This is a genomic window from Pseudacidovorax sp. DMC4 (assembly GCF_056314265.1).
This window is the reverse complement of record NZ_JBQUYR010000007.1, coordinates 20,678-32,218: the sequence shown is the minus strand read 5'-3', so window position 1 is coordinate 32,218 and position 11,541 is coordinate 20,678. Positions and strand designations below refer to the sequence as shown.

Below are 11,541 nucleotides of genomic sequence, written 5' to 3'. Positions count from 1 at the left end.
ATCCGATGTCCTCGCCCCCGCCGTCCGCCACCACGGCACCGTCCGACCGGATCCCGCCCGGCATCCTTGCCGCGCGCGACTATGAGCGGCTGGCCGGGCAGTTCATTCCCGCGGACCGGCTGGCCTACATCGCCGGCGGCAGCGGCGAGGACTGGACGGCGCAGGCCAACGTCGCCGCCTTCGGTCGCTGGTCCGTCGTGCCGCGCGTGCTGCGCGACCTGCGCGCCGGCCACACCCGGATGCGCGTCGGGGCCGAGGAATGGGCCCAGCCCATCGGCCTCGCGCCCGTCGCCTTCCAGAAACTGGTGCATCCCCGTGGTGAGCTGGAGACGGCCCGCGCCGCCGCCGCCACCCACACGGCCCTGCTGCTGAGCACGCTGGCCACCACGCCGCTGGAGGACGTGGCCCGGCTGCTGCCGGCCCAGGACGCCCTTCCCCGACCCTGGTTCCAGCTCTATCTGCAGCCGCGGCGCGAGGACACGCTGGCCCTGGTGCGCCGCGCCGAAGCGGCCGGCTACGGGGCCATCGTCCTCACGCTCGATGCCAGCATCCAGCTGGCCAGCCATCGGGCCTTGCGCGCGGGCTTCCGCATGCCGGCGGACTGCGTGCCGGCCCACGGCGCTTCAGCCGCAATGGCACCGGCGGTGCCCGAAGGGGCCAGCCGCATCTTCCAGGGCGCCATGGCGCTGGGGCCGCGCGCCGAGGACCTCGCCTGGCTGCGCACTGCCACGCCGCTGCCGGTGTGGGTCAAGGGCGTGCTCGATCCCGCGGACGCGCGTGCACTGGCCGACGCCGGGTGCGCCGGCCTCGTCGTCTCCAATCATGGCGGCCGCACCATGGATGGCGTCGCGCCCAGCCTGTCTCTGCTGCCCGCCGTGCGTGAGGCCGTCGGCCCCCACGTCCAGCTGCTCTTCGACGGCGGCATCCGCAGCGGCGCCGATGTGTTCAAGGCGCTGGCCCTGGGCGCCAACGCGGTGCTGGTCGGGCGCCTGCAGCTCTATGCATTGGCCGCGGCCGGTGCGCTGGGCGTGGCCCACCTGCTGCGCCTACTCGGCGAAGAGCTCCAGGCCTGCATGGCCGTGGCCGGCTGCGCCCGCATCGCGGACATCGGCCCGGACCGGCTGCTTGCCGTGCCGGACTTCAACGCGACCCCCTGAGGCCCCGCTGCCCATGCTGCTCACCATCGACCAGATCCTTCCCCGCGACAAGGCCCGCGACATGGCGCGGCAGCTGCAGGCGCAGCCCTGGCGCGCCGGGGCCGACACGGCCGGCAGCCTGGCGCGCGAGGTCAAGCACAACGAGCAGCTCGACGAGCGATCGCCGCTGGCCCAGACACTGGGACTGGAGGTGCTGCAGGCCGTCGCTGGGCATCCGCTGTTCGTTTCGGCGGCCCTGCCCCGGCGCATCTTTCCGCCGCGCTTCAACCGCTATGCCGACGGCGGCACCTACGGCGCCCATGTGGACAGCGCGGTGATGCAGCTGCCCGGCACGAGCGACGCCCTGCGCACCGACCTGTCGGCCACCCTCTTCCTGGCCGACGCGCAGGACTACGACGGCGGCGAACTGGAGATCGAGGGCCCCTCGGGCGTGCAGGCCGTCAAGCTCGATGCCGGCGACCTGGTGCTCTACCCCTCCACCAGCCTGCACCGGGTCACACCCGTGACCCGCGGTGCGCGGCTGGCCGCCTTCTTCTGGATCGAGAGCCTGGTGCCCGACCCCACCGACCGCGCGCTGCTGTTCGACCTGGACCAGGCCATCCAGCGGCTCGGCGCCGACCTGCCGGCCGCGGACCGGCGCCTCGTGCAGCTGAGCGGCGTCTACCACAACCTGCTGCGCCGCTGGGCGCTGACATGAGCAGAGGTGCACCCCCGCCATGCCCGCCCGGCCGTGTCGCCGTCATTCACAGCGTCCGGGCCGTCGCGCAAGCGATTGCGCGCCGCGATCTCCTTCAAACCCCACAAGCAAGGCCTTCCCACCATGATCCGCCACCTTCTCGCTCCCGTCCTGCTCTGCGCCGCCGGTGCCGTTTTTGCCCACGGCAATGTGCAGTGCCCCGCCTCGCCCAAGGCCGAATGGAAGCCTCACACCGACCTGCAGGCCAAGCTCGTCAAGGAGGGCTGGACCGTGCGCCGCATGGAGATGACGCCCACCTGCTACGAGGTCTACGGCAAGGACCCGCAGGGCAAGCGCGTCGAAGCCTTCTTCGACCCGAAGACGCTGGAACGTGTCGAAGAGAAGTGAGGCCGCGCCGCAGACCCGCGTGTGGAGCCGCAGCGTGCGGCTGCTCCACCTGGGCCTGATCGCATCGGTCACCGTGGCCTGGGTCTTCCGCGAAGACCTCGGCCCGGCGCACGAGGTGGCGGGCTATGTGGCACTGGCGGCCGCGGCGCTGCGCAGCGGCATTGGCCTGGCCGGACGCGGATATGCGCGCTTCGGGCAGTTCGTGCGATCGCGCGCGGCCACGCTCGGCTATGCACGGCAGGTGCTGCGCGGCACCGCACCCCGCTACATCGGCCACAACCCGCTGGGTGGCTGGATGGTGCTCGCCCTGCTGGGCTGCATCGGCCTGCTGGGTGCGAGCGGCTGGCTCTACACCACCGACCTGTTCTGGGGCTACGGCTGGCTGGCGTGGCTGCATGCCGCGCTGGGCTGGACGCTGCTGGCGCTCGTCGCGCTGCATGTGGGCGGCGTGGTCTTCACCAGCATCGCGCATCGCGAGAACCTGGTGAAGGCCATGCTCACCGGCCGCAAGGCGCCGCCGGGCCCCGGCGACGTGGACTGAACACCGGCGCGACGAGGCACCGCGCCGTCACAGCTTGGCGATCGACACCTCGGTCGACTTCACCAGCGCCACCACGTCCGAGCCGACGCGCAACTGCAGCTCGTCCACCGAGCGGGTGGTGATGACGGAGGTGACGATGCCCCAGGGCGTCTCGACATCGACCTCGGAGACGACGTCGCCGCGGATGATCTCGCGGACCTTGCCCTTGAACTGGTTGCGCACATTGATGGCCTGGATGGACATGGATAGCTCCTTGTGGATGGGTGACAGAAGACGATGAAGAAGGAAGGGCTCAGCGGCTCGCTGCCGCCAGGGCCTGGTCGAGATCGGCGCGCAGGTCGTCGATGTGCTCGATGCCGATGGACAGGCGCACCGTGTCCTCGGTGACGCCGGCACGGGCCAGTTCGTCGGGCGAGAGCTGGCGGTGCGTGGTGGAAGCCGGATGCGTGGCCAGCGAGCGCACGTCGCCGATGTTCACGAGCCGGGTGAAGAGCTGCAGCGCGTCGAGGAAGCGCTCGCCGCCCGCACGGCCGCCCTGGATGCCGAAGGTGAGCACGCCGCTGGCACGGCCGCCCAGGTACTTCTGCGCCAGCGCATGGTCGGGGTGGTCCTCCAGCGCGGCGTAGTTGACCCACTTGACCGCCGGATGGGCCTTCAGGTGCCGGGCCACGGCCAGTGAATTGCTGCTGATGCGGTCCAGCCGCAGCGCCAGCGTCTCGATGCCCTGCAGGATCTGGAAGGCGTTGAAGGGCGAGATGGCCGCGCCCGTGTTGCGCAGCGGCACCACGCGCGCCCGGCCGATGTAGGCCGCGGGGCCCAGGGCCTCGGTGTAGACCACGCCGTGATAGCTCGGGTCGGGCTCGTTCAGCCGGCGGAAGCGCTGCTTGTGCTCGGCCCACGGGAACTTGCCCGAGTCGACGATGGCCCCGCCGATGCTGGTGCCGTGGCCGCCCAGGTACTTGGTGAGTGAATGCACCACGATGTCGGCGCCATGCTCGATGGGCCGGCTGAGATAGGGCGAAGGCACCGTGTTGTCCACGATCAGCGGCACGCCATGACGGTGGGCGATGGCGGCCACGGCGGCGATGTCCGTCACGTTGCCGGCCGGGTTGCCCAGCGACTCCACGAAGACGGCCTTGGTGCGCTCGTCGATCAGCGCCTCGAAGCTGCCCGGATCGCGGTGGTCCGCGAAGCGCGTGGTGATGCCGAACTGCGGCAGCGTGTGCGCGAACAGGTTGTAGGTGCCGCCGTAGAGGGCCGTGCTGCTGACGATGTTGTCGCCCGCCTCGGCGATGGTCTGGATGGCATAGGTGACGGCGGCCTGGCCCGAGGCCAGCGCCAGCGCCGCAATGCCGCCCTCGAGCGCCGCCACGCGCTGCTCCAGCACATCCTGCGTCGGGTTGTTGATGCGGGTGTAGATGTGGCCCGGCACCTTCAGGTCGAACAGGTCGGCGCCATGCTGGGCCGAGTCGAAGGCATAGGCCACCGTCTGGTAGATGGGCGGCGCCACGGCATGCGTCGTGGGGTCGGGCCGGTAGCCGGCGTGGACCGACAGGGTTTCGAACTTCCAGTCCTTGGCTTGGGTCATGGCGGGTCTCCGTGGAAAAAGGATCAGATGGCCCAGCGCAACGCATGGGCGGGCGTCTGCGCCAGCGGGTCGTTGGCGGCGGGCGGCCGCGACTCGTCCGCGGGCTTCTGCAGCACGCGGTCGAGGATGCGTTTCTCCAGCGCGGCGAAGGCGGCCTCGCCCTGGGCGCGCGGGCGCGGCAGGTCGACGCGCACGTCCAGCGCAATGCGGCCGTCCTCGATCAGGATCACGCGGTCGGCCAGGGCCACGGCCTCCTGCACGTCGTGCGTGACCAGCAGCGCGGTGAAGCGGTGGCGCTGCCACAGGCGCTCGATCAGGCGGTGCATCTCGATGCGCGTGAGCGCGTCGAGCGCACCCAGTGGCTCGTCGAGCAGCAACAGCCGCGGGTGATGCACCAGCGCACGCGCGAGGGCGACGCGCTGGCGCTGGCCGCCCGACAGGCGCGCGGGCCATTCGTCGGCCCGCTCGGCCAGCCCCACCTGGGCCAGCACTTCGCGGCCCCGCTCGTGCGCGCCGGCGGGCAGGCCCAGCGTCACGTTGTCGAGCACGCGCTTCCAGGGCAGCAGCCGCGCCTCCTGGAACATGATGCGGGTGTCGTCATGCAGTCCGCGGATCGGCCGGCCGTCGATGCCGAGCTGGCCCGAACTGAGCGACTCCAGCCCTGCCACCAGGCGCAGCAGCGTGCTCTTGCCGCAGCCGCTGCGGCCGACGATGGCCACGAACTCGCCCGGCGCCACATGCAGCTGCAACTGGTGCAGCACCTCACGCTCGCCGTAGCGCTTGCCCAGGCCCTGCGCGTCCAATGCCACGCCAGCCGGGGCGGTGACGGCCTCTTCCCGATTCGGTACAGCGCTCACGACGCGGCTCCCGGTTTGAACAGGTCGACGTCCAGCGCATCGACGCGCCGCGGCAGCAGCTTCTCCGCCAGGAAGGCATCGGCGATGCGCTGTTGCTCGCCCAGGCGCTCGCGGGTGACGACGCGCACCGCATAGCTGCGGCGGCCGTTGGCCTGCTCGACCACCGCGGCATCCAGGCCCCAGAAGGGCGCGAGCAGGGCCGCCGCCTCCTTGGGCTGGGCCTTGACCCAGCGGCCGGTCTTTTCGAGTTCGGCGTACAGCACCGACAGCGCCTCGGGCCGCGCCCGTGCGAATCGTGTGCTGGCCAGGTAGTAGCGCTGGTACGAGGCCAGCCCCGTGCCATCGGCCAGCACGCGCGCCCCCGACTGGATCTGCGCGGCAGAGAGGAACGGGTCCCACACCACCCAGGCATCGATGGCGCCGCGCTCGAAGGCCGCTCGGCCATCGGCCGGCGTAAGGTAGGCCGGCTCGATGTCCTTGAAGCCCAGGCCGGCCTTGGCCAGCGCCGCCAGCAGCAGGTAGTGCACGCCGGCCGCCTTGGCAAAGCCGACCCGCTTGCCACGCAGGTCGGCCACCGTGCGCAACGGCGAATCGCTGCGCACCACGATGGCCTGTGCGGCGGGCGACGGCGCCTCCTGCGCCAGAAAAGTGAGCTGAGCCCCGGCGGCCTGCGCGAAGACAGGCACCGTGTCGGCCACATCGGCGCTTACGTCCACGTTGTCGAGGTTCAGCGCCTCCAGCAGCGGCAGTCCGCTGGTGAACTCATGCCAGGTCGGCTTGAGCCCCAGCGGCGCGAAGGCCCGCTCCAGCGTGCCCTGAAGCCGAAGCACGGCAATGAGGGTGGAGGACTTCTGGTAGCCGATGCGCACGGCCTGCGGCGCGGCGCCGCCCTGCGCGAGCGCGGGACCGGCGGCTAGAGCGCCGAGGAGGCTCAAGGCGGTGCGGCGTTGAATGAAGAGATCAGAGTTCATGAAGAGGGTGCAACAGCAAGAGATCTATCGCCGGCCCGGCGTCCCATCAAAGGACGCCGAAGGCCGCGGAGCCGGCCAGGCGGGAGCGCCCGCGGAACTGGCTCTGCCAGGCCGCCAGGCGCGCCCCCCGCAGGGGGGTTGGCGAAGCGCGCAGCCTGGGGGGAATTCATTGATACCCCGGGTGCCAGCGCAGCCACCATCTTTCGAGGCCGCGCGCAAGCAGGTCCGCCAGCTTGCCCAGCAGCGCATAGAGCAGGATGCCCACCAGCACGACGTCCGTCTGCAGAAACTCCCGCGCGTTCATCGTGAGGTAGCCGATGCCGGCCTGGGCCGAGATGGTCTCGGCCACGATCAGGATCACCCACATCAGCCCCAGCGAGAAGCGCAGCCCGACCAGGATGGAGGACAGGGCGCCCGGCAGGATCACCTGCCGGTACAGCTGCCAGCGCGACAGGCCATAGGTGCGCCCCATCTCGATCAACTGCGGATCGACGTTGCGGATGCCGTGGAAGGTGTTGAGGTAGATCGGAAAGAACACCGCCACGCTGATGAGGAACAGCTTGGCCGATTCGTCGATGCCGAACCACAGGATCACCAGCGGAATGAGCGCCAGCGCCGGAATGTTGCGCACCATCTGGATGGTGGAATCGAGCAGCGTCTCGAAGAAGCGCACCGAGCCCGTGAGCAGGCCCAGCGCCAGCCCCAGCCCGCCACCGACGGCCAGTCCCGCCAGCGCGCGGCCGGCGCTCACCTTCACATGGGTCCACAGCTCGCCCGAGACGGTGAGCTGCCAGGCAGCGCGCAGGACGTCCACGGGCGCTGGAAGTACGCGCGAGGAGAGCCACCCCAGCGACGAGGCCGCCTGCCACAGCACCACCAGCAGCACGGGCACGACCCAGGGCAGCAGGCGCTGGCCGAGGCCGGCGAGAAAGATGCGAAGACCGCCGGGCCCGGCGGACGGCGACAGCACGGGAGGTGCCGGCAATGCTTGTGCTTGTTGGGTCATGGGCGTCTTTCTGCTCAGCCCTGCGCACGCAGCCGCGAGGGCGCATCGACATTGGCGACCACCTCGCCCAATGGCCCGCCGGCCCGTGCGCCCTCCCCCACGCGGGCCTGCACATCGCGCGGCAGCAGCGGGAACACCAGCTCGGCGAAGCGATAGGCCTCCTCAAGGTGCGGATAGCCCGAGAAGATGAAGGCATCGATGCCCAGGTCGGCGTACTCGCGGATGCGCGCGGCCACCTGCTGCGGATTGCCCACCAGCGCGGTGCCTGCGCCACTGCGCACCAAGCCCACGCCCGCCCACAGGTTGGGGCTGATCTCCAGGGCCTCGCGGCTGCGGTTGGCGCCGCGGCCATGCAGCGCGGCCATGCGGCGCTGGCCTTCGGAATCCATGCGGCCCAGTGCCTCCTGGGCCTTGGCGATGGTGGCGTCGTCCACCCGGCTGATGAGCGCATCGGCGGCCTGCCAGGCCTCGTCCTCGGTCTCGCGCACGATCACGTGCAGGCGGATGCCGAACTCGACCTGGCGGCCGTGACGTTCGGCCCGCGCCCGCACATCGGCCAGCTTGCGCGCCACCTCCGCGGGCGGTTCGCCCCAGCTGAGGTAGCGCTCGACCTGCTCGGCGGCGAGTTCATGCGCCGCCTCGGACGAGCCGCCGAACCATACCGGCGGATGCGGCCGCTGCACGGGCGGAAACACCAGTCGAGCCCCCTTGACCTGCACATAGCGACCATCGAAGTCGAAGGCCTCGCCGCCATGGCTGCGTGCCACGATCTCGCGCCACACGCGGATGAATTCGGCCGACTGCCCATAGCGCTCGGCATGGTCCAGGAAGACGCCGTCGGCCTCCAGCTCGGCCCGGTCGCCGCCGGTGACCAGATTGATCAGAAGGCGCCCGCCGCTAAGGCGGTCGAAGGTCGCGGCCATGCGCGCCGCCAGCGAGGGCTGGTGCAACCCGGGACGCACCGCCACCAGGAACTTGAGCCGGCGCGTGGCGCCGATCAGGCTCGACGCGACCACCCACGGGTCTTCGCAGGAGCGGCCAGTGGGAATCAGCACGCCTTCATAACCGAGCGAATCGGCCGCGCCCGCAATCTGCTGCAGGTAGGCGAGATCGACCCGCCGCGCGCCCTCGGTGCTGCCGAGATAGCGGCTGTCGCCATGGGTGGGAAGGAACCAGAACAGCTGGAGGCTCATGGGAGGAAGTCGGTGATGGGTCGTGGGCACACAGGCGGACGAGGCGGCGCCCGTCACCAGGAATGCGCGAGCAAGGCCGCGGGCACGAGCCGCACGCGCCGGGGCTTGCCGGCGCCCGCAGCGCTGCGCAGACGCTGGAGTGCATTCAGCGCGCCGGGCCTGGCACCCGCGACAGGCCCCCGGGCCGTCTGTGCGTCGGCCAGGCGTACGCCCCAGGCCAGGGCGGTGACGCCGATGATGCGAAGGGCGGTCTGCGAGAGCGCGCGATGGCGGTCTTGCAACAGGGGATGGATCGGCTCGGCGTCGGCGCGCCGCAGGGCAGGAAGGCTCATGGCGATCTCGTCGTTGGATGGCGTGCGACAGCCCAGGCCGCCAGCGGCAGCCATCGCACGAGAGCAATGGGAGGGGAAGAAAGGCAGGACGGCGACGGCGCCGCCCGAGTGGCGTCACACGCTACATCGCACGCTGCTGAAGGCCACCGGCGCGAAGCCGCGCTGCGGCGGCAGGTTCAGCCCTTCGGCGGCCAGCGTCTGCACGGCCTCGGCCAGGCGTGCATCCAGCTCTTCCTGCAGGTGGTAGGCGCCCTCGGGCACCAGCGTCACCTGCGCATCGCTGGCATACACGCCGGGCAGGATGTGCCGGGCGCCCAGCGACTGCAGCACGGGCCGCAGCGCGTAGTCGAGCGCCAGCATGTGGTGCGGACTGCCGCCCGTGGCCAGCGGCAGCACCGTCTTGCCCTTGAGCGCCGTCTGCGGCAGCAGGTCCAGAAAGGTCTTGAGCAGGCCGCTGTAGGCGGCCTTGTAGACCGGCGTGGCCACCACGATGGCCGGCGCCTCGGCCAGCGCGGCCACGGCCTGCGCGATCGCCGGTGCCGACACATCGGCCGCCAGCAGCGATACGGCGGGCAGGTCGCGCACCTGCAGCAGCCGCGCCTCCACATCGCGCTGCGCGAGCCGGTCGGCCACGGCAAGCAGCAAGGCGGTGGAACGGGAAGGTGCCGAAGGGCTGCCGGCGATGAGGAGGACGGGAGGCATGGGCATCGGGACCAGGGCATCGCGGCTGGCGCGGCGCCATCGGTCAGTGGCGGGGGTTAGCTGTCGATGGCATCGATTCTGGTGAGAGGTCCTGCTGCTGCGAACGACCGTCTTCGCAGGTGGTCATGCGGAAAACGAGTAAGGCATGCTCTTCCAGCACGACTTCGACCCACCGAATGCCCGGCCCGAGGGCGACCGGCCTGCCGTATCCTCGACGGCATGGAGCATAGACAGATGTGGCCGTACTGATCCCTGCCATAGGCGCCTGCGCCGGGCGCATGACCGCTGGCGAGCGCCGCTTGGCCGAGCGCCTGGAGCAGAAGCTCGACGACGACTACCTACTTTGGTACGACGTGCCCGTCGGCCCCAAGCAGACGCATCCGGATTTCGTGGTGATCCATCCGCGCCGGGGCATCCTGATCCTCGAAACCAAGGACTGGCGCATCGATACCGTGCAGGAGGCGAACCGCCAGGCTTGGACGCTGCTCGTGGATGGCCGGCCCAAGGTCGTTGCCAACCCTGCACTGCAGGCGCGCCACTGCGCCATCCAGGTCGTCCATGCGCTGGAGCGCGATCCTCAGCTCGTGCATGCCGATGGACCGCACGCCGGCAAGTTGGCCTTTCCGTGGGGCAGCGGCGTGGTCTTCACCAACATCACGCGCAAGCAGTTCGAGCAGTCGGGCTTGGACCAGACCATCGATGCGCATCTGGTGATATGCAAGGACGAGATGCTCGAATCCGCTGAGCCGGAGGCTCTACAGAAGCGCTTGTGGGACATGTTTCCGCACAGCTTCGGCCATGCAATGTCGATGCCGCAGCTCGACCGCGTCCGCTGGATCATGTTCCCGGAAGTGCGGGTGCCCGTGCAGGGCAGTCTGCTGCCGGCCGACTCGGAAGAACTGCCAGACATCATGCGGGTCATGGATCTGCAGCAGGAGCAGTTGGCCCGCAGCCTGGGCGAGGGCCACCGGGTGATCCATGGCGTGGCCGGCTCTGGCAAGACCATGATCCTGGGCTACCGCGCCGAGCATTTAGCCCAGGCGCCCTCGGCCAAGCCCATCCTCGTTCTTTGCTACAACGAGCCGCTGGCCGTCAAGCTGGCGGCCCTATTCGCACTCAAGGGCCTGGAGCACCGGGTGCACGTGCGCAACTTCCACCGATGGTGCCGCCAGCAGCTCGTCGCCTATGGGCAGCCCGTGCCCGCGCAGGGACACGACATGTTCGACCGCATGGTGGATTTCGTGATCCGCGGTGTGGAGCGCCACCAGATTCCGCCGGCCCAGTACCAGGCCGTCATGATCGACGAAGGCCACGACTTCCGGCCCGAGTGGTTCAAGCTTGTCGCGCAGATGGTGGACCCCGATACCAACAGCCTGCTGGTGCTATACGACAGCGCGCAGAACATCTACGGCAAGAGCAAGGCACGCGGCTTCAGCTTCAAGAGCGTGGGCATTCAAGCGGCGGGGCGCACGACCATCCTCAAGATCAACTACCGCAACACCCGGCAGATCCTGCAGACCGCCAACCGCGTCGCGGCAGATTTTCTTCAGCCCGATGCGCAGGACGACGACGGCGTGCCCCTGGTGCAACCCATCAGCTGCGGGCGCGACGGACAACCGTCCTTGATCGTGCGGCTGCCGTCACCGCGCGACGAGCCAGGCAAGATCGCCGAACTGCTGGCCGCCGCACATGAAGAAGGGCACGCTTGGGGCGACATGGCCATCCTGTGCCGTGATCACGAGGCCATGGACCAGTGCGACCGAGCACTATGGCAGCGCAAACTCCCGCACCGGGTGCGCCGCCGCTCCGGCGACTTCGACCCACTGGCCGACAGCATCAAGGTAATGACCATGCATGCCAGCAAGGGGCTGGAGTTTCCGGTGGTCGCCGTTGCGGGCGTCGGCCGCATGCCACGGGAGGGGGAGGACGTGGCTGCGGAGGCCCGCCTGTTCTATGTGGCAGCGACGCGGGCGACGCAGAAGCTGGTGGTGACGGTGGCGGGGGATGGAGAGTTTGGACGGTCGTTGGCGGGAGAAGGAGGCTAGGAAGACGACCAGCCTTGGCATTGGCTCGCGCACCAGCAATCATCTGCAGACTAGAACGGGCGCCG

General features: G+C 70.1%; 13 protein-coding genes. 5 read left to right on the top strand and 8 right to left on the bottom strand.

Features of this window, described 5'->3' with window-relative positions; genetic code table 11:
• Positions 1–5 precede the first annotated feature (5 nt).
• From ACT54X_RS14140 to ACT54X_RS14125, 4 genes are all read left to right on the top strand, one after another.
• The gene (locus ACT54X_RS14140; RefSeq protein WP_294374236.1) at positions 6–1,157 is read left to right on the top strand and encodes an alpha-hydroxy acid oxidase; all 1,152 of its coding nucleotides are present in this window, start codon (positions 6–8) and stop codon (positions 1,155–1,157) included.
• A 13-nt stretch (positions 1,158–1,170) separates the two neighbouring features.
• Positions 1,171–1,854 (top strand): Fe2+-dependent dioxygenase, encoded by a 684-nt coding sequence (locus tag ACT54X_RS14135; RefSeq protein WP_294374232.1) that lies wholly within the window; start codon positions 1,171–1,173, stop codon positions 1,852–1,854.
• A 123-nt stretch (positions 1,855–1,977) separates the two neighbouring features.
• Positions 1,978–2,241: a PepSY domain-containing protein gene (locus ACT54X_RS14130; protein ID WP_294374229.1), complete on the top strand. Its 264-nt coding sequence runs from the start codon at positions 1,978–1,980 to the stop codon at positions 2,239–2,241.
• Complete coding sequence (locus ACT54X_RS14125) at positions 2,225–2,782, top strand: cytochrome b/b6 domain-containing protein (RefSeq protein WP_294374226.1); 558 nt, start codon at positions 2,225–2,227, stop codon at positions 2,780–2,782. Before ACT54X_RS14130 ends, ACT54X_RS14125 begins: the two co-directional genes overlap by 17 nt.
• 27 nt (positions 2,783–2,809) lie before the next feature.
• On the opposite strand, the gene ACT54X_RS14120 is transcribed toward ACT54X_RS14125, so the two are convergent.
• The 8 genes from ACT54X_RS14120 to ssuE all read right to left on the bottom strand — a co-directional run bounded on the left by ACT54X_RS14120 (position 2,810) and on the right by ssuE (position 9,431).
• Positions 2,810–3,025 (bottom strand): TOBE domain-containing protein, encoded by a 216-nt coding sequence (locus ACT54X_RS14120; RefSeq protein ID WP_017757916.1) that lies wholly within the window; start codon positions 3,023–3,025, stop codon positions 2,810–2,812.
• Positions 3,026–3,074: 49 nt separating this feature from the next.
• Positions 3,075–4,370 (bottom strand): O-acetylhomoserine aminocarboxypropyltransferase/cysteine synthase family protein, encoded by a 1,296-nt coding sequence (locus ACT54X_RS14115; protein WP_294374222.1) that lies wholly within the window; start codon positions 4,368–4,370, stop codon positions 3,075–3,077.
• A gap of 23 nt (positions 4,371–4,393) precedes the next feature.
• Entirely contained in the window at positions 4,394–5,227 is an 834-nt protein-coding gene (locus ACT54X_RS14110; RefSeq protein WP_476347142.1) for an ATP-binding cassette domain-containing protein, read from the bottom strand.
• Positions 5,224–6,198, bottom strand: coding sequence for an aliphatic sulfonate ABC transporter substrate-binding protein (locus ACT54X_RS14105; RefSeq protein ID WP_294374217.1), 975 nt, complete (start codon positions 6,196–6,198; stop codon positions 5,224–5,226). The genes ACT54X_RS14110 and ACT54X_RS14105 overlap by 4 nt, the downstream gene beginning before the upstream one ends.
• A 166-nt stretch (positions 6,199–6,364) precedes the next feature.
• Positions 6,365–7,204, bottom strand: coding sequence for an aliphatic sulfonate ABC transporter permease SsuC (gene ssuC / locus ACT54X_RS14100; RefSeq protein ID WP_294374214.1), 840 nt, complete (start codon positions 7,202–7,204; stop codon positions 6,365–6,367).
• A gap of 14 nt (positions 7,205–7,218) precedes the next feature.
• Entirely contained in the window at positions 7,219–8,397 is a 1,179-nt protein-coding gene (ssuD, locus tag ACT54X_RS14095) for an FMNH2-dependent alkanesulfonate monooxygenase (protein WP_294374211.1), read from the bottom strand.
• Between the two features lie 53 nt (positions 8,398–8,450).
• Positions 8,451–8,729: a hypothetical protein gene (locus tag ACT54X_RS14090; protein ID WP_294374209.1), complete on the bottom strand. Its 279-nt coding sequence runs from the start codon at positions 8,727–8,729 to the stop codon at positions 8,451–8,453.
• 114 nt (positions 8,730–8,843) lie between these two features.
• Positions 8,844–9,431 (bottom strand): NADPH-dependent FMN reductase, encoded by a 588-nt coding sequence (ssuE, locus tag ACT54X_RS14085; RefSeq protein WP_294374206.1) that lies wholly within the window; start codon positions 9,429–9,431, stop codon positions 8,844–8,846.
• A 278-nt stretch (positions 9,432–9,709) separates the two neighbouring features.
• On the opposite strand from ssuE, the gene ACT54X_RS14080 reads away from it, so the two are divergent.
• The gene (locus ACT54X_RS14080) at positions 9,710–11,476 is read left to right on the top strand and encodes a DEAD/DEAH box helicase (protein ID WP_294374205.1); all 1,767 of its coding nucleotides are present in this window, start codon (positions 9,710–9,712) and stop codon (positions 11,474–11,476) included.
• Positions 11,477–11,541 lie beyond the last annotated feature (65 nt).

What these genes read in the sequence shown, in the direction of transcription:
- ACT54X_RS14140 (WP_294374236.1), top strand. Translation starts at nt 6, where the DNA reads ATGTCCTCGCCCCCGCCGTCCGCCACCACGGCACCGTCCGACCGGATC.
- ACT54X_RS14135 (WP_294374232.1), top strand. Translation starts at nt 1,171, where the DNA reads ATGCTGCTCACCATCGACCAGATCCTTCCCCGCGACAAGGCCCGCGAC.
- ACT54X_RS14130 (WP_294374229.1), top strand. Translation starts at nt 1,978, where the DNA reads ATGATCCGCCACCTTCTCGCTCCCGTCCTGCTCTGCGCCGCCGGTGCC.
- ACT54X_RS14120 (WP_017757916.1), bottom strand. Translation starts at nt 3,025, where the DNA reads ATGTCCATCCAGGCCATCAATGTGCGCAACCAGTTCAAGGGCAAGGTC.
- ACT54X_RS14115 (WP_294374222.1), bottom strand. Translation starts at nt 4,370, where the DNA reads ATGACCCAAGCCAAGGACTGGAAGTTCGAAACCCTGTCGGTCCACGCC.
- ACT54X_RS14105 (WP_294374217.1), bottom strand. Translation starts at nt 6,198, where the DNA reads ATGAACTCTGATCTCTTCATTCAACGCCGCACCGCCTTGAGCCTCCTC.
- ssuC (WP_294374214.1), bottom strand. Translation starts at nt 7,204, where the DNA reads ATGACCCAACAAGCACAAGCATTGCCGGCACCTCCCGTGCTGTCGCCG.
- ssuD (WP_294374211.1), bottom strand. Translation starts at nt 8,397, where the DNA reads ATGAGCCTCCAGCTGTTCTGGTTCCTTCCCACCCATGGCGACAGCCGC.
- ACT54X_RS14090 (WP_294374209.1), bottom strand. Translation starts at nt 8,729, where the DNA reads ATGAGCCTTCCTGCCCTGCGGCGCGCCGACGCCGAGCCGATCCATCCC.
- ssuE (WP_294374206.1), bottom strand. Translation starts at nt 9,431, where the DNA reads ATGCCTCCCGTCCTCCTCATCGCCGGCAGCCCTTCGGCACCTTCCCGT.
- ACT54X_RS14080 (WP_294374205.1), top strand. Translation starts at nt 9,710, where the DNA reads ATGACCGCTGGCGAGCGCCGCTTGGCCGAGCGCCTGGAGCAGAAGCTC.